The 18,094-nt window shown below is 43.6% G+C and carries 14 protein-coding genes; 6 read left to right on the forward strand and 8 right to left on the reverse strand.

Annotation, left to right across the window (positions count from 1 at the left end):
* Window positions 1-608: 608 nt before the first annotated feature.
* Genes RB622_RS22510 through RB622_RS22530 form a run of 5 tightly spaced genes read right to left on the reverse strand, consistent with a single transcriptional unit; the run spans window position 609 to window position 7,157 of the window.
* Complete coding sequence (locus tag RB622_RS22510) at window positions 609-4,061, reverse strand: gliding motility-associated C-terminal domain-containing protein (RefSeq protein ID WP_308048939.1); 3,453 nt, start codon at window positions 4,059-4,061, stop codon at window positions 609-611.
* Between the two features lie 20 nt (window positions 4,062-4,081).
* Window positions 4,082-4,702, reverse strand: coding sequence for an ABC transporter ATP-binding protein (locus RB622_RS22515; RefSeq protein WP_308048941.1), 621 nt, complete (start codon window positions 4,700-4,702; stop codon window positions 4,082-4,084).
* A 42-nt stretch (window positions 4,703-4,744) separates the two neighbouring features.
* Window positions 4,745-5,662: a class A beta-lactamase, subclass A2 gene (bla, locus tag RB622_RS22520; protein WP_308048942.1), complete on the reverse strand. Its 918-nt coding sequence runs from the start codon at window positions 5,660-5,662 to the stop codon at window positions 4,745-4,747.
* 29 nt (window positions 5,663-5,691) lie between these two features.
* Complete coding sequence (locus RB622_RS22525) at window positions 5,692-6,912, reverse strand: hemolysin family protein (protein ID WP_308048943.1); 1,221 nt, start codon at window positions 6,910-6,912, stop codon at window positions 5,692-5,694.
* Entirely contained in the window at window positions 6,909-7,157 is a 249-nt protein-coding gene (locus RB622_RS22530; RefSeq protein WP_308048944.1) for a hypothetical protein, read from the reverse strand. The genes RB622_RS22525 and RB622_RS22530 overlap by 4 nt, the downstream gene beginning before the upstream one ends.
* Window positions 7,158-7,407: 250 nt before the next feature.
* On the opposite strand from RB622_RS22530, the gene fbaA reads away from it, so the two are divergent.
* Window positions 7,408-8,487, forward strand: coding sequence for a class II fructose-bisphosphate aldolase (gene fbaA / locus RB622_RS22535; RefSeq protein WP_308048945.1), 1,080 nt, complete (start codon window positions 7,408-7,410; stop codon window positions 8,485-8,487).
* A 114-nt stretch (window positions 8,488-8,601) separates the two neighbouring features.
* On the opposite strand, the gene RB622_RS22540 is transcribed toward fbaA, so the two are convergent.
* On the reverse strand, window positions 8,602-8,985 hold the full coding sequence (locus RB622_RS22540) for a helix-turn-helix domain-containing protein (protein ID WP_308048946.1): 384 nt from the start codon (window positions 8,983-8,985) through the stop codon (window positions 8,602-8,604).
* A 106-nt stretch (window positions 8,986-9,091) separates the two neighbouring features.
* Here RB622_RS22540 and RB622_RS22545 point away from each other — a divergent pair, with 106 nt between their 5' ends.
* From RB622_RS22545 to RB622_RS22560, 4 genes are all read left to right on the forward strand, one after another.
* Window positions 9,092-9,724 carry an NAD(P)H-dependent oxidoreductase gene (locus tag RB622_RS22545; RefSeq protein WP_308048947.1) on the forward strand — a complete coding sequence of 211 codons (633 nt, stop codon included), beginning with the start codon at window positions 9,092-9,094 and terminating at the stop codon, window positions 9,722-9,724.
* Between the two features lie 41 nt (window positions 9,725-9,765).
* On the forward strand, window positions 9,766-10,470 hold the full coding sequence (locus RB622_RS22550) for a DsbA family oxidoreductase (protein WP_308048949.1): 705 nt from the start codon (window positions 9,766-9,768) through the stop codon (window positions 10,468-10,470).
* A gap of 103 nt (window positions 10,471-10,573) precedes the next feature.
* Window positions 10,574-11,395, forward strand: a complete 822-nt coding sequence (locus RB622_RS22555; protein ID WP_308048951.1) for an ion transporter — start codon at window positions 10,574-10,576, stop codon at window positions 11,393-11,395.
* A gap of 50 nt (window positions 11,396-11,445) precedes the next feature.
* Window positions 11,446-14,019, forward strand: coding sequence for a DUF5686 and carboxypeptidase regulatory-like domain-containing protein (locus tag RB622_RS22560; protein ID WP_308048953.1), 2,574 nt, complete (start codon window positions 11,446-11,448; stop codon window positions 14,017-14,019).
* 70 nt (window positions 14,020-14,089) lie between these two features.
* On the opposite strand, the gene RB622_RS22565 is transcribed toward RB622_RS22560, so the two are convergent.
* The gene (locus RB622_RS22565; RefSeq protein WP_308048954.1) at window positions 14,090-15,940 is read right to left on the reverse strand and encodes a M1 family metallopeptidase; all 1,851 of its coding nucleotides are present in this window, start codon (window positions 15,938-15,940) and stop codon (window positions 14,090-14,092) included.
* A gap of 286 nt (window positions 15,941-16,226) precedes the next feature.
* On the opposite strand from RB622_RS22565, the gene RB622_RS22570 reads away from it, so the two are divergent.
* Window positions 16,227-16,391 carry a DUF1328 family protein gene (locus RB622_RS22570; RefSeq protein ID WP_308048955.1) on the forward strand — a complete coding sequence of 55 codons (165 nt, stop codon included), beginning with the start codon at window positions 16,227-16,229 and terminating at the stop codon, window positions 16,389-16,391.
* 82 nt (window positions 16,392-16,473) lie between these two features.
* On the opposite strand, the gene guaA is transcribed toward RB622_RS22570, so the two are convergent.
* Window positions 16,474-18,003, reverse strand: coding sequence for a glutamine-hydrolyzing GMP synthase (gene guaA, locus RB622_RS22575; protein WP_308048956.1), 1,530 nt, complete (start codon window positions 18,001-18,003; stop codon window positions 16,474-16,476).
* Between the last annotated feature and the right edge of the window lie 91 nt (window positions 18,004-18,094).

The following is an 18,094-nucleotide window of genomic DNA, read 5'->3' on the forward strand; positions in this document are numbered from 1 at the left end:
CAAAACTGGGAGAGAGAAAATAATAGCTAGAAACAGGAGACGGCGATGCTGCCGGTAGCAACAGCCCCATCAGAGCTCCCTGTTTATAGAAAAAACGGCAAATACATTAAGATCATGGCTCCGACGGAGCCGCCTGTGAATATCCTAAAATGATCGATTCCAAACAGGTGACTCCTCACGGAGTCAAAACTGAGAGCGAGAAAATAATAGCTAGAAACAGGCGACGGTGCTGTCGACGGTAGCAACAGCTCCGTCAGAGCTCCCTGTTTATAGAAAAAACGGCAAGTAAATCAAGATCACGGCTCCGACGGAGCCGCCTGTGAATATCCTAAAATGATCGATTCCAAACAGGGGACTCCTCACAGAGTCAAAACTGAGAGAGAGAAAACGATAGCTAGAAACAGGAGGCGTCGATGCCGCCGGTAGTGACTGCTCCATCAGAGCTACCTGTTTATAGAAAAACGACAAATACATCAAGATCACGGCTCCGTCGGAGCCGCCTGTGAATATCTGAAAATTACTGATTTAACCAAACGGCTCTGCCGCCGGATCTCACTGTCGGGAAATGCTATTAAAAGCTAATTATTTTCAATTAAAAACTTTCATGACTACTGTAAAACTTCAAACCATCCCTTGCAATGGTTACCACCGGGTGTATCTACGACATAAAAGTAGGTTCCATTGGCGATTCCTTTCCCCCAGTCGTCCTTATAATTTGTCGTCTTGAAAATACTTTTCCCCCATCGGTTATAAACCTCCAGAGAAGATCCCGGCATTGGTATTACAAACGTATCGTTTTTGCCATCACCGTTTGGAGTTATCACATTGGCAATGACAAGTGCAGGCTCAGCGGCCAATTCCCTGGACACAGAAAGAGAACAACCAGCAGTGTTAAAGGAAGTTAACGTGACAATATATTTCCCCGGCGTTTCATAGGTATAATTTTCGATACTGGCCGTTGTAATACCGCCCGCAGCACCCAGATTCCACTCATATCGCTGTGCATTCGCCGTTTTGTTCAACATGGAATATTTTACCGGCTTGTTGCATTCTCCACCCGACCTCACAATTTCGAAAGCCGGTGCATGCCCTTTGTCAACCGTTACCGTAATCTGTCTTTTCGGGTGACAGCCATTTGAATAAATACCTTCAATCGTATAAGTCGTTGTTTGCATAGGGCTGACCGTAACCGATTTCCCGCTCGTCTCACTTAATGTAGAATCGCCCGTCCAATGATATTCCGATGCCTCGCCCGAAACCGTCAAAGCAACCGAAGCACCGGCGCAGGCAGTAAGACCCGATTGTGCTACAAAGTCCCTGTTCTCTTCCACATGAACAACCACCTTTTTTGTTACCGAACAGCCATTGGCCGTACTAATCGTTACGTTGTATTCCGTTGTTTTATCAGTCGTAACCTTAGGCGTTGCACTTGCCGGGTTATCCAATCCCGTCCCCGGCGACCATTGATATTTTGTGCCCCCGCTCGCAAAAAGGCTTATGGTTTTGTTCTCACAAACCGTTGTATCCGCAATTACCCTGGCATTTACACTTTCAATTTTAATGATTTTCTCAGCCATATCCATACGCTTACAACTCAGCTTATTGTAGGCTTTAAGCGTCACCTTATACTCGCCAGCTTCCGTAAAAGTATAACTCCCGCCATCCTCTTCCCTTGATATACCATTCCCATTAATCTCCCAAAAATACTCCACACCACCTTCGCTGGCATTGATAAAATCCAGTGTTAATGGCACGCATCCGGCCAGAACATTTTTTTTCTCTCCTGCATAAACATCAAAGTCTGCTTTCAGCCTGTCGATATCTATTTTAAATGCTGCATTATTACAATTAGGACTTTTGTTTGTCTTCGACCAGGCTTGCGGGGCTATCGGAAAATTACTACCTCCACAGGAACAGGTCGCATGATATATGATACCGTTTTTATCAAACCGGCTCGTTCCGCCATCCACATGGTCGCCTTCGGCCTGGCGGTCGCTGCTACCGAAAAAAGTCGCATACAAAAGTGATTTCGCCCCTTCTTCAAGTATCGCGATATAGAAGTTATTACCCGTCGTTATGGGTTGCATCGCATTCTCAGTAACGGGCAGGCCCAAAGTGCTGCTCGTCAGATTATATCTTGTTGTAATATTCACATCACCACCCCAGCCCGCAATGTAAATATTACCACATTCGCTAACAAGAAACGCGGTTGGAGAAATGTCCGGGACTCCTCTTCCCGCCCCGATGGTAGTAGAAAAAATAGACTTAGAAAGTGAATGATCCAGCGCGTGAATAAACTGATTGCTTTTGGCATTGCTGTACACGCCTTTGCTAACCGGATATTCGCCCAAAGTAAGTCCGTAAACAAAGACATTTTCATTAGGATCCAGATCTAAAAGATAAGCCCCATCCGCGGCACTGGTCCCCAGATAAGTCAGTCCCTTCAACTTTCCGTTGCTATAAATGGCAACGAAAGCATCTTCCACACCACTTAATTTAGGCTGATAAGACGTGCTGCTTGCCGGTAAATTATTACTTTGGGTTATTCCCGTCAGATAAACGTCTCCGTTTTTCGCCGGCTTAACCGAAAAAACAGCATCAAAACCGTTTCCGCCAACATAAGTCCCCCACAACATGGCGTTTAATTCCGGTGAAAGTTTAATCAAAACGCCATCCTGAATACCCGAAAGCTTATTTTGGTCAGGATTTTGCAGCGGGAAATTCTCTGAATTGGTCGATGTGACCACGATGACATTATCCTGGTCATCCAGCTCGATCTCCCCCCGAAAACTATCGCCGTAATTTCTGATTTTAACAATATCCGTGTTGCTTAATCCGTCATTGCCGCTCCCGCCAACATAGGTGGACGCCGTGAGTTGTTTCCCATCCGCGCTTAATTTTGAGACAAAGATGTCACTCCCATTTCCCAATTCAATACCCCCGACGGGTTCCACAGATACGCCTCCGCCAAATACTTTCTGATAGGCCGTTGTACTAGTCGGGAAGTTGGTCGAAGATGTTGTTCCAAAAATCAGCAGCTCATTCTTACTGTTTACGATCAGACTATTGGGAACTTCCGTATTGTTTCCTCCCAGATAAGTCGCGTAAAGTAACTGGCTTCCATCGGGACTGAATTTGAGGATACCTACATCAATCACAGCTGAATATTTCACCTGAAACGCACCGGTAGTCGCCGGAAAACCCACGCCAAAAACAGTACCGCCCGAATAAAGATTTCCGGCAGCATCATAAGTTGCGGTGTGTCCCCAGTTGTCTGCCGTTGAACCCGAATAGGTTGAAAAAATAAGCTCCGGATCAATCGTCAGCATTTCTGACTTGTTATACCCTTTGGGCAAAGAAAACTGAATGTTATTCTTCTCGGTCAGAATTATTTTGGACGCTACGTCCTGCGTTTTTTTATTGATGATCTGGTAAGAATAAGGCTGAGCCTCCTTGAACTGTCCAACAGAAGTTTTTACGATCGTCTGCCCGGATTCATTGATACTAATGTCGCTGGCTCCTTCATATTTCAGCCGGATCCGCGAAGCATCTGCCTGGGGATGGACAATAAACTCATATTTCAGTGTGCTGTCGTAAATGTAGATACGCAGATCAATACCCGGATAAACGCCCTGATAAATCACTTCTTCATAAGCACCGGCATCACCGGCAAGCGAGGCATTTCCGCCAAGAAAATAATTAAAACGGGGTTTGACCTGATTTTTTGTGATGTACTTAATCTCGGTATTGCAGTTTTCAAACCGGACTTCCACGCCATGGGCATCAATAACAGAACCTTTTGGTGCCGGGGCTTTTGCTATTGAAGACGAAACGGGTGTCTTGGCGTGTAGGGCTGATACTTTTGAAGCATCGTAAAGTACATAAACCAGTGATTTATTTTTCAGGAATAAAAAACCTCCGGGGATTTCTGTACGGAATAAAATATCGGCCTCCCATTGACCTTTGTTCTGGATAAAGTACATTCCGGCACCGGACGATGTTGTGATCGCTCCAAAAAAAACCAGTACCAAAATCAAAAGACATTGTATAGTTTTCGCCATAATCCGAACTTATTCCGTTTCTATTTGAACGCAGAAACCGAGATGATATTTTCACAAAACTCATATTCCTGTTTCACATTGGAGCCCAGTAAAACGAGCTGATTTTCAGTGGCAGAAATAACGTTGTCAAGATACCAGTTTATACCGGTTACATCCAAATTTGTCGTAGGCTCATCCAAAAAAATAACCGGAACATCGGACATAAAGGCCAGTCCCAATTTTACCCGCTGTTTCATGCCGGATGAAAAATGACGGATCACTTTGCTACTGGCATGAGGCAATTGTATAAAATCTTCGAAATCAGCCGTTGAAATATTGTTTTTTAACGGTTTGAATTTTTTGTGAAAATCAATCAGCTCCCTCAATGTAAACTCTTCAATCAATTCCAGATAAGGCGCCGCAATCACCAGATGTTTATACCATTTTTCAACATCAATTTCCTTTCCGGATTTTCCGAGATAACGGATCGTGCCCTCGGTCGCCGGGGTCATACCCGTCAGCAATTGTAGCAACGTTGATTTTCCGCTTCCGTTCGGACCGACAAAAACATATTTCTGCCCCCCTTCCAACACAAAATTCGCCCGACGGAAAATCCATTCCTGAATGAATTTTTTACCTATGTTTTCTACTATTATTTGCACAATTTAATCAATGAGTAAGCAGTGAATGAGGTGACTCAAACGCTACTTTTTAGCTAAAAAATAATCCCAGGCAGCTTTTGAAATTTGCGCGATCACACCGTCCCGCGTTTTTTCATCTACCGGTGTATTGGACACAAATACAACGATGGCAACATGCTCACCGTTTGGAAGCGTCATAATTCCTACATCATTGGTGGCAGCCAGTATCCCGTCCTTTGTATCCGACAAACCCGTTTTATGCGCAACCAATGCATTTTTGGGTAATAAACCTTTGATTTTATTGGGGCCAGAAGTCGTTTCGGTCATGATCCTCCAAAGAAAATCATTGCTGGTTTTTGATAGTGCTTTTCCCTTATAAAGTATATCCAGCAAACGCAGCATCGCACGCGGTTTACACCAGTTGGTAAACTGTACATTCCATGCCTTGTGCATCTCTTCCTCCGTCGCAGCGATAACAATACTTTTAACCCCAATACTTTGCACGTAGGCATCCACTTTTTTAGGACCTCCCAGCAAACGGAACAAAATGTCACAACCGTTATTATCACTTTGCGAAACCGTGTATGACAGAATTTCTGACAGTTTCAAATCTACATTTCCTTTCGGATATTTTTCCCGGATCGGGCTCCACGTATTAGGCAGTAAGTCCTTAGGCGTAACACGGATTTTCTGATTTAGTGATAATTTACCTTTGTCAACCTGATCCAATACGGCCATGGCCAGCGGAAACTTGTACACGCTCTGCATGGGATATCTCAGGCTTTCGTTAAATAAAAACGTCTCCCTGTCTTCCAGGCCCATAATGGCCACTCCGACCGTACCTTTTGCTTCGGGAATAATCTTTTCAATTTTCCTGCGAAAATCGTCAGCCTGCTTCTGAGCGAAAACGCTGCGACCGGCTATTGACAGTAAAACAACGGCGGATAAAAAGAGTACTTTAAATTGGCTGCGGGTGGTCATCGGGATAAGTTTCTGGGCGTTATTTATCGTTAAATTTCACTACTTTCTACACTCACCGGTCCGCTTCCATTTCGGACACGGGTCAGCTTGACCAATTCAATTCTGGTATCCTGCATGGATATAATCTGGAAAGAGTATGGCGGCATATCAATTTCATCATTCACTTCCGGCAAATCCCCGTGCACCTGTATCAGCATCCCTGCCAAAGTATCGTAATCTCCCTCCGGAAGCTCCCAGCCATATTTTTCATTGAGATAGTCAACCTCATGCCTTGCGCTCAGGATGTAGGTATTCTCGTCTATTTTACGCTCCGTCCAGTCTTCCGTTGAGTCATATTCATCCTGAATTTCACCGAAAATCTGCTCCACAACATCCTCCACACTCACCAGACCCGAGGTTCCGCCAAATTCATCCACCACCAAAGCCAGACTTCTTCTTTCTTCCAGAAAACGGAGCATAAGATCACTGGCAGGCATGGCTTCCGGCACGATTAAAATCGGCGTTACGATGCTGCTGATTTCCTTAGGTTTACGAAAAAGAGACAAGGCATGACAGTAACCCAGGATATCGTCCACGGATTCGCGGTAAACAATTATTTTGGAATGCCCGCTCGTCAGAAACGCTCTTTTCAGATCTTCAATGGTATCATTCACATTGACTGCCGAAATTTCAGTTCTTGGAATCATACAATCACGAATCCGCAGATCCTTAAAATCCAACGCATTGATAAACATCCTTTCTTCAATGTTATGATCGTCGAAATCCGGATCATCGGCTGAGGCTGCTTCATCCCGCAAATAGTATGACAAGGCATTTTCCTTCACAAAAGGCTCAACAAACCAGTAAAGCGGTGTCATTACCCATTCGGCAAAACGAACCGGAAAAGATTTCAGATCCAGCACTTTGGGAAAACTATGCCCGATCCTTACCCAGGAGGCATAACAGAATATCCATAAAATGACAAGCCCTACAAAAAGCACCGCCACCGTAAGCTCCTCAGCAAGACCAAGAGAATCCCGCAAAATCGGAAAAACAAAAGCGACTGCATAAAAACAGCCGAGCGCTACAAAAGCCAGCCGGATCATGCGCAAAATCCGGCGCCAGTACAGCGCCTGAAAAATCTGCGTTGCATTTTCATTTCTCAACGAATACCGGTCAATCGAAACACCCAGCACCACGGCGCGAACCGCCCCATAGTAACCCGCCAGCACGAAGAAAAATATTGCAAAACCGACTAACAGAACATTCATTTTTTGATCGTTTTAGATACACCTGCTTTTTTCGCCGTTTTTGACAGCTCCTCTTCCTCTGCTTTTTTCTTCGCAGCCAATGACGATTTTAACCGGTTAAACTGGAAAAACAACAGGCAAGTAATACTCAATAATAAAAGCCAGTAGCTATCAAACAACGTGGTGCGGCGAAATTCGAGAACCCATACAATTAAAAAACCGACGGTGCCGGCAAGAAGAATGGTTCGGGTTAATTTTGGAGACATGCAATTTTAATTTTGTAACTTAATAACGCCTGGTGACACTCAAGACGTCGTTCTATGCTATTCTTTTTTCAAATATACACAGAATGAATCAAAATGGTCACGGTCATTAAAATGATCTGCCGACGCTATAATATCCTTTACATATCCCTCCCATTTTCTGTAAAATCGTTAACTTGCAGCAATTCCTGTACAATTGGGCTTCAATGCCCGAATTGTAAAATTATTTCTTGATAAAATATCTTATTTTACTATGAGCGAAACAACAAAGCGCTTTCCTGCCGGTGTTATTACCGGAGACGGAGTTAGCGAAATTTTCCGTCATGCCAACGAAAATAATTATGCCCTTCCGGCTGTTAACGTTGTAGGCACTAACTCAGTGAATGCAGTATTGGAAACGGCTGCGGCCGTAAACAGTCCCGTTATTGTTCAATTTTCGAATGGTGGTGGAATTTTTTACGCAGGAAAGAGTGTATCAAATACGAATCAAAAAGCTGCTATTGCAGGAAGTATCTCAGGAGCTCAGCACGTACATCTTATGTCTGAGGTTTATGGCGTTCCTGTAATTTTACATACGGATCACTGCGCTAAAAAACTTCTTCCTTGGATCGACGGTCTTTTGGATGCTGGTGAGCGTCACTTTGATCAATATGGCAAGCCTTTGTACAGCTCGCACATGATCGATTTGTCTGAAGAACCGCTTGAAGAAAACATCGAAATTTGCAGCAGATATTTCGAACGTATGTCTAAATTAGGCATGACACTTGAAATTGAATTGGGTGTAACTGGTGGAGAAGAAGACGGTGTTGATAACAGCGATGTTGACAGCTCGAAACTTTACACGCAGCCTGAAGAAGTTGCTTATGCTTACGCAGAATTGAGCAAAATCTCCCCTAACTTCACCATTGCAGCAGCATTTGGAAACGTTCACGGTGTTTACAAACCAGGTAACGTGAAATTGGAGCCGAAAATCCTTCGTAATTCTCAGCATTATATCCAGGAGAAATTCGGAACAGGTGAACTTCCGGTTAACTTCGTATTCCACGGTGGCTCAGGTTCTTCACGTGAAGAAATTCGTGAAGCGATCGAGTACGGTGCGATCAAAATGAACATCGATACTGACGTTCAGTGGTCAACCTGGGAAGGAATTCTTAAATATTACAAAGACAAAGAAGGATATCTTCAGTCTCAATTAGGAAACCCTGAAAGCGCTGATTCTCCAAACAAGAAATATTACGATCCACGCGTTTGGTTGCGTAAAGGTGAAGAAAGCATGATCGCTCGTTTGAAAGTAGCTTTCGAAGACTTGAACTGCATCAACCGTTTGGCTTAGTTTTTTAGTTGAAAGCGGTCCGCCGCGCGGTTGAGAGTTGAGAATTGAAAGCGGTCCGCCGCGCGGTGAGGTTGCTCACATTCAATTTTCAACTCTCAGTTTATTTTAAACCCATCAACTTTCAACAACCTCCCGTCCCATTACCATATTCCTGTGCTTAACGCCCCATACCCGCAGCACATCGATTAACTCCCGCAGTGAATGGCCATGTTCCGTCAGCGTATATTCCACAACAACCGGTATCGAATCGTAAACAGTACGTTTCACAAGCTCATTTGCTTCCAGATCTCTCAATTCTTTTGACAGCATTTTGTCCGTAATATTCGGAATTTCCTTCGCAATCTGGGTAAAACGCTTGTTTCCAAACATCAGCGAAATGATGATCTGTAATTTCCACTTGCCGTTCAACGCGTCCAGTGCATCACGAACAGGCAGCAGGCTTTTCGTGCAATCACTGTGACTCAATCTTTTCTCCAAAAATGCTTCTTTCGCTTCCATGATGGTTGTCTAAAAACTTTATTACTATCCTTTTGTATAGTACTTACAAATGTATAGTTTATTTATTTAAGTTTGCATCACCAAATTTAAATAAAATTTTGCTACAATGAATAACCTGATAGAAACATTAAACTGGCGTTACGCTACAAAAAGAATGAATGGCAATAAAATTCCATCCGAAAAGCTGGATGTAATTCTGGAAGCCATCAAACTTTCCCCATCTTCGGCCGGCCTGCAACCCTACACCGTCTTTGTTATTGAAGATCAGGAAGTAAAAGAAAAAATCCATAAAGTGGCCTATTCTCAGCCCCAGATTATCGAAGCTTCACATGTTTTGGTCTTTGCGGCTTACAATAAACTGACCTCTGAAAATGTATCCGATTACATGAATCTGATCGCCGATACGCGCAGCATACCCGTTGCGTCGCTTGACGGTTTCAAAAATTCAATCGGTGCGGGCTTGCTAAGTCGCAGCGAAGAAGTAAATGCACAGTGGGCTGCTCGCCAGGCGTACATTGCTTTGGGCCATGCGCTTGTCGCAGCGGCTTCTGAGCAGATTGACGCAACACCCATGGAAGGATTTGACGCAAAAGGCCTGGATGAAATTTTAGGCTTAAACGAAAAAGGGCTGAACAGTGTTGTGATCATGACGTTGGGCTATCGCGACAGTGAAAACGACCCGTTGGCCAGCGCCAAAAAAGTAAGAAAAACACATGAAGCGCTTTTTGTTACCATCTGATTTTGGATGGTAAACATGGCCAAAACTAAAACACAACAACAATGAAAGTTGAAATATGGAGTGATGTGATGTGCCCCTGGTGTTATATAGGCAAACGCAAGTTTGAAAAAGCACTGGAACAATTTCCACAAAAAGACCGGATTGAAGTAGAATGGAAAAGTTTTCAGTTAAATCCCGACATGGAAACCGATCCGGATCGGAGCATTGTCGAATATCTGATTGAAGCAAAAGGCATTACGTCCGACCACGCCACGCAAATGCTCGACCATGTTACAAGCATTGCCGAGGAGGTAGGTCTGGAATATCATATGGATAAAACCGTACTGGCCAACTCCTTTGACAGTCACCGGTTTATTCAGTTTGCCAAGAAAAATAAACTGGGATCGGCAGCCGAAGAAGCCTTGTTCCACGCTTATTTCACCGAAGGGAAAAACACGGCGGATCACGACGTTTTAGCCGACCTTGGAACAAAAATTGGCCTGGAAGCGACGGATGTAAAAAATGTGTTAACCAGTAACCAGTTTGCGGAAGATGTACGTAAGGATGTTTACGAAGCACAGCAGGTTGGCGCCAGAGGTGTTCCCTTTTTCGTACTCGACAGAAAATATGCGGTTTCGGGCGCGCAACAGACCGAAACATTTTTGGGCGCTTTGCAAAAATCATTTCAGGAATGGGAAAAGGAAAACCCAGCTCCTCTGTTGACCTACGCCGAAGGAGATAGCTGCACCACCGACGGGAACTGTTAAAACAGCTTTCAGACCAACATAAAACCCAAAGCCCGGGCCCTTGCATTTTGTGCAAGACCCGGGCTTTTACTACATTGCCGGCTTACATCTCAATTGTAGTGTCATGGCCATAGATCGTAATTCGTTACGGGGACAACTTTTTATTATCATTTTTGGAGCAAATACAAGAAAAGGACGATTGTTTGACGTCGTCCTGCTTTGGTTTATTTTGCTTAGTATCCTGGTTGTCTGCCTGGAAAGTGTCCCTAAAATCAGAGCCAGTTATGAATCCATTTTTTTCTATCTTGAAACCTTCTTCACCATCGCATTCACGATAGAATATTTTCTAAGAGTTTACAGTCATCCCAAGCCATTAAAATATCTATTGAGTTTTTACGGTATCATCGATCTTCTCTCGATTATTCCGTTTTACCTTACCTATTTCATGCCGTCGGGGCATTATCTGATCACGATACGAATTTTAAGACTTTTACGTGTTTTCAGAATTCTCAAATTAAGCAGTTTCGTCCATCACGCGCAGGTTCTAAAAACCGCCATAGCGGCCAGTTTGCAAAAAATCACGGTGTTCATGCTCTTTATTCTGGCCCTGGTTTTAATCATAGGCACGGTTATGTATGTAGTAGAGGGGGAAGAAAATGGTTTTACAAGCATCCCACAAAGCATTTATTGGGCAATTGTAACGATAACCACCGTAGGTTATGGCGATCTTACCCCGCAAACACCGCTTGGTCAGGTCATTTCTTCGCTGGTGATGATCATGGGATATGCAATTATTGCAGTCCCGACAGGGATTGTGACGGTGGAAATGTCAAGATCCCAGCCGCTTCCCAGGAAAAGTGATCTTACGGAATGCTTGTCTTGCGGAAAAAGAATGCCCTTGAATGCAAATTTTTGCAGCAATTGCGGCCATTCCCTCAAGGAATAAAGTTTCATTTGCGTATCTGATAAAAACCTGAACATCCCGAACTTAACTGTATGCGCTTTTTCCTTTTTTCCTTTCTGTTTTGTTTCATCGTTTCGTTATCACAAGCGGGAGGGATAAAAGGCCGTATTGCCAATCAAAAAGGAGAAGCTTTGCCCTATGCGGGAATCTTAGTCAAAGGCACGGGCGAAGGCACCATTGCCAATGAGGAAGGATTGTATGAGTTCAGTTTACCGGCTGGTTCTTATGAAGTTATCTTTCAATATCTTGGTTTTAAAACATTGACCCAAAACGTTGTCGTCGGCAATGATTTTAAGGAGTTAAACATTACCCTCGAAGAGCAGGCACTTAATCTGGAAGAAGTTAAAGTCGACAACAAACGGGAAGATCCTGCCTACACCATCATGCGGAAAGCCATTTCCAAGGCGCGTTTTCACCAGTTACAAGTCCGGTCTTACACGGCGAAAGTCTATTCAAGAAGCACCGCTTTGCCTACAAAAATCCCTTATCTCGTGGAACGGCGGTTGAAAAAAGAAGGTGTTCAGGAAGGAAAAGCCATTATCAATGAAAGTGTTGCCGAAATTCAGTACCGTCGGCCAAACAGTTTCAAACAGCATATTATTTCGACCCGCAATAGTTTGGACAATAGTATTCCTTCGCCCAATGAATACATTTTAGCCAGCCTATACAGCCCTGAAATTGCAGGCACCATTTCCCCACTTTCGCCTAAATCTTTTGCTTATTACAAGTTTGAGTACGAAGGTTACTTCGAGGATCGTGGGCAGATCATTAACAAAATCAAAGTGATCCCGAAAGCCTATGGCGAAGGCATTTTCCGCGGCAGCTTGTACATCATCGACGAGCGCTGGGCCATTCATAGCTATGACCTCGAAACGACAACGAGCGGGCTCGATATTTCTGCCAAACAGCTCTTCAATCCTGTTCAAAATATCTGGTTACCCGTTAATCAGCAGTTCAGGATCAAGGGAAGTTATCTGGGGTTTGCCGGTGAATTCAAATACCTGGTTTCGCTTACGTATCAGAAGATGGATATCGATCCGGGTTTAAAAGAAGAGATTGTCGTGCACGATCCCAAAGTCGACGCCGAGGAATCGGAAAAAATCAGAAAGAAAAATCTGGAAAAAATGATTCGTGACCAGAAGGAATTTTCGACCAAAAACCTGAAAAAATTCACCAAAGAATATGAAAAGGAATTAAAAAAAGAACGCAAAAAGAACGGTGAAAATACAAGGGTCGTCCGCGAAGATTCCATTGTTATTGATTCCATGGCAAACAAAAGGGACACGGTTTATTGGGAAAATCTTCGTCCTATTCCACTGACCAACTCAGAGGTCCAGAGTTATGCCATGCAGGACAGCATTAAAGTCGTTAAGGATGCAGCAAAAGAAAAGAGCCGGCCCGATTCTGCTTACTTTAAAGGATATCACCTGCTGATCGGCAATACGTACCATTTCAAAAAACAAAATTCATTACACATCGAAAGTCCGCTCCTGGCTTTTTATTACAACACCGTGGAAGGTTATGCCCTTAACCTGGCTGCGGAATATCAGAAGAGATGGGGAAAATCAAGTTATTTCAATATTCGTCCTTATGCGCGGTACACCTTCGGCCGCAACCGCTTCAATGGAAATTTACAGGCAAATATTGGCAATAAAAGATCCAACCTGCTGCTCACAGGCGGAGAAATGGTTAATCAGATTAACCGGGACAACCCGATAGCGCCTTTTGGCAATACGATTTCAACCCTGATTTTTGAACGTAACCGCGCGAAATTATACCAATCGAAGTTCTTGAAAGCGGAATATTCCTTCCGTAATATTTTTGACATACTCAGCATTAACTCCAGTCTGGAATATGAAAAACGACAGGAATTGTTTGATATGGAAAACCTGAAATCGTACGTCAACTGGTCAAACAGAACATTTTCCCCCAACCGTCCGCTTAATGACGAACTTGAAAACACAGGCTTCCCGAACCATGATGCCCTGATTTTCCAGTTTAGCGCGGATATCCGTCCTTGGAGAAGATATCTGGTCAGGAACGGCGAAAAACGATATTTACAAAGTACAAAACCGGCACTTAGTGTTCTTTATAAGAGCGGACTGCCTTTTGCAGGTGATGTGGATTATAAGTTCCTTCAGGGCGGGATACGTCAGTCGATTGATTTAGGTCCCAGAAACACAATACGTTATTCGGTTAAGGGAGGGGGATTTTTGAGTAAAAAAGAGCTTTATTTCCCCGACTTCCGTCATTTCCTCGGGAACGAATCTTTTTTCAGAATGGGAGACCCGCTGGCACAGTTCCGCAGCCTGCCTTATTATGCGCACAGCACCCGATCCTGGTTTATCGAAGGCCACGCCTTATGGTCCATGCAACGCTTTTTGGTTACGCAATTACCCGTATTTCGCTTATCTGGGCTCAAAGAAACAGTACAGGTCCATTACTTGTTCTCCCCAACCTCCCGCCATTATTCGGAAATCGTATATGGACTGGATGATATTCTGCGTTTCTTCAGAGTGGAGACGGTTGCCCAGTTTGACGGCTCAAAATTACACAAGGTTGAATTCCGAATCGGTACTACGTTCAGATTATCCGATTTGCGATAACCTTTTAACAAAAAACCGGATAGCCTTCGTTGATTGAAAGTTATCCGGTTTTTCAAATGATACTGTTTTGCTACTTCGTTCTCTCGCCTTTCATCCTTGGCAAAGTTTTAGGCAACGAAGGATACGTATTGTTTTCAAGATTGATGTCGGCCATGCGCTGGCTGGGATCAATCACGACGCGATCAATATCAGCCCGGTCAATTCTGAAAGTATATTCCGGATACGTCCATCCCCAGTCTGCCAGTAAAGTGGTTTTGGCATATATTTTTTCACTTTTCTCACCACGCATTATTTCTAACGGAATGTAAAAATTTTCCTGCGTTCCGTCCTTGTAGCTAACAACCACGTCCAGAGGCATAGGTATCTGCCCGATGCGTTCCAATACGATATCCGTTTTTCCTGCATTTAAAACCACCTCCTTAATACCGTAATCAATCGTTTTGGTCGTTCCTATGAAATCCTCCCAGTACCAGTCCAACTCCAGGCCAGATTCTTTTTCCATGATACGTTTCAGATCCGTCGGGTTTGGGTGTTTGTATTTCCATTCATTGAAATAACGTTTCATACCCGTTTCCAGCTTATCCTTTCCGATAATATAACCAAGCTGGTTCAAAAACACAGCGCCTTTGGAATAACTCGCGATGCTGTAAGCCCGGTTGGTATTGTAATGGTCTGCATGGGTAGTCAACGGTTCTTCCAATCCTGATTTCACCAGATTGCGGTAACTGTTGGTCGTACCGCGCTGAGGATCGAGTCTTGATTGAAACAATTCCGCCAAAACGATGTTCTGCGCATAGGTTGTGAAACCCTCGTCCATCCACGAATATTTGGATTCATTCGTTCCCAGGATCATCTGAAACCAGCTATGAATCGATTCGTGCACCGCCACACTCAGCAAACCTGACAAATTCTGACGACCTGTAATCAGCGTAGCCATCGGATACTCCATACCGCCGTCACCGCCCTGAATGATAGAATACTGCTTGTAAGGATAACGGCCAAATTTCTCGTTCATGATCTTGAACGCCTCCACTGCCAAAGGCTCCATTTCCTTCCAGACATTTGCCAGTGTATCCGTTTGGTAGAAAAAATGCAGGTCAAGATTGTCATCCACTTTCACCACGTCGTGCTTGTAATCACGGTCGGCAGCCCACATAAAATCATGTACTTCCGGCGCAATGAAATGCCAGGTAAGTTTTTCGCCGGCTTTATGTTTCACCTCTTTCTTACTATAACCATATCCGATCTTTTCAGGATTTTGCAAATAACCCGTCGCTGCCACAACGTAAGCATTGTCAAGTGTAATTTTCACATCGAAATCACCCCAAACGCCATAAAATTCCCGCCCGATATACGGGTTGGAATGCCATCCCTCGTAATCATACTCACACAATTTCGGGTACCACTGCGCCATCGAATAATCAATGCCCTCACTGTTATCACGACCCGTACGACGAATCTGGATGGGAACCTGCGCTTCAAATTCCATGTCGAAAGTATGCTGTGTTTTAGGCAGAATTTTCTCCGCGAGCGTAACTTCCAGAATTGTCCCCACCACTTCATACTGCAACGGTTTGCCGTTTTGTTTTAAAGAAAGGACTTTTTCGTAACCGATTTCACTCGGTGAAAGCTTCGAAATACGGTCTTTCATACGAGGATCCGGATCACTGATCGTCCTGGAACGAACATCCATCTGACTGCCCGGCTGAAATGCATTTAAATAGAGATGATAAAAAACCTTGGTCAGCGTATCCGGGGAATTATTACTGTAAACCAGTTTCTGTACGCCTTTATACTGATTTGTAGTAACATCAAAATCTACATTCATCTGATATTTGGCACGTTGCTGCCATCTGTCCGACTGAGCAAATGCGGCTGTACAACTCAAACCAGCCAATAAAACAAAAAGCAATCTATTCATTCGTAAAAACTAAAATTTCATTTAAAATATCCTGCAAATTAACCCAAATCAGCCAACTAGCCGAATAATCGCATTAATTACAATTTAAAATCCTATCAATAATTAAAATATTTCAATTATTGATTGAATCAGATATCACTTGTCACTGATATGGTTAAAATAGGATAAATTTGGGTAGCAATCTCTACATAAAACATGCAAAATAACCTGATTCCGCCCCCATGCAGTTTGGCACATAATTAGTAAAATTTGATTATACTTTTAATCAACTAACTATTTGTCAATTATGCTTAGATGGACAGTAATATTTCTGATCGTAGCCATCATTGCCGGAGTACTTGGATTTGGTGGAATTGCAGCAGGTGCTGCCGGAATTGCTAAAATACTTTTTTTCGTCTTTTTAGTTTTATTCGTTTTAAGTCTGATCAGCCGTGGAATCGGGCGATCCTGACGGACTTTTACATAGATCATGCTAAAAAGGAAAGCGGACTGTTCAGTCCGCTTTCCTTTTTATATCTACAAACTAAATGCTATTATTCCCACTCGATCGTTGCTGGTGGTTTCGACGAAATATCATAAACGACGCGGTTAACGCCTTTCACTTTGTTGATAATATCGTTTGAAACTTCGGCAAGGAAATCAAAAGGCAGATGCGCCCAGTCGGCGGTCATGCCATCAATGGAAGTAACTGCTCTCAACGCTACTACACTTTCGTAAGTACGCTCATCGCCCATTACCCCAACACTTTTAACAGGTAAAAGCATAACACCGGCCTGCCAAACTTCATGGTACAAGTTCCATTTCCGCAATCCGCCGATGAATATTGCATCAACTTCCTGTAAAATCGCTACTTTTTCAGGTGTAATATCACCCAAAATACGGATCGCCAAACCAGGCCCCGGGAATGGGTGACGGCCTAAAATATTAGGATCGATACCCAAAGTTTTACCCACTGCACGTACTTCGTCTTTGAACAAAGTATTCAGCGGTTCAACCACTTTAAGTTTCATAAAATCAGGCAAACCACCTACGTTGTGGTGAGACTTGATCGTTGCAGACGGACCTTTCACCGAAACCGATTCGATCACATCCGGGTAAATTGTTCCCTGACCCAGCCATTTAACGTCTTCAATTAAATGCGATTCCTGATCAAAAACATCGATAAATGCTTTACCGATCGCTTTTCTTTTTGCTTCCGGATCGGTCAAGCCGTCCAGTGCGCCATAGAAAAGGTCTTTTGCATCCACCCCTTTTATATTCAGACCCATATCACGGTACGAGTGAAGTACCTGATCGTATTCGTCTTTTCTTAACAAACCGTTATCTACAAAAATACAGAACAGATTCGCTCCGATGGCCTGATGAACCAATGTTGCCGCTACGGTAGAATCTACACCACCTGAAAGGGCCATCACCACACGGTCATCACCCAGTTTGGTACGAAGGTTATGGATTGTCTGTTCAACGAATGATTCAGAAGTCCAGTCCTGCTTGCAGCCACAAATATTGACTACGAAGTTATGCATCAGCTTCTTACCTTCAGTAGAGTGCGTAACTTCCGGGTGGAATTGAATACCGTACGTTAGCTCGCCTTCAAGTTTGTAGGCAGCCACTTTTACAGATTCCGTAGAAGCAATGATCCGGAAATTTTCAGGTATGCTGACAATCGTATCCCCGTGTGACATCCAAACCTGAGACGTCGTCGAAAGTCCAGCAAGCAATGAAGAATCTTCATCGTCTATTTCCAAGCGAGCCCTTCCATACTCACGGTGCTGCGATGCTTTCACGTCACCGCCAAGCAATTGCGCCATAAGCTGAGCTCCGTAGCAAACGCCCAAAACAGGAACAATTTTCCTGAATTTTTCGAGATCAACATAAGGCGCATTCTCGTCCCTCACGGAACAGGGGCTACCTGAAAGAATAACACCTTTGATATTCGGAGTAATCTCCGGGAAGTTATTGTATGGATGGATTTCACAATAAACATTGAGTTCTCGAACCCGACGCGCAATTAATTGCGTGTACTGTGAGCCAAAATCTAGAATAAGAATCTGTTCAGTCATAGAAAATGCGATATAAACCGCAAAGGTAAAGTTTTACTGTGAGAGAAAGAAAAATTTCAAAAAACAAATGAAATATTCCTCAACACTATGG

It is taken from the genome of Dyadobacter sp. LHD-138 (genome assembly GCF_030929615.1).
Lineage (GTDB): Bacteria > Bacteroidota > Bacteroidia > Cytophagales > Spirosomataceae > Dyadobacter.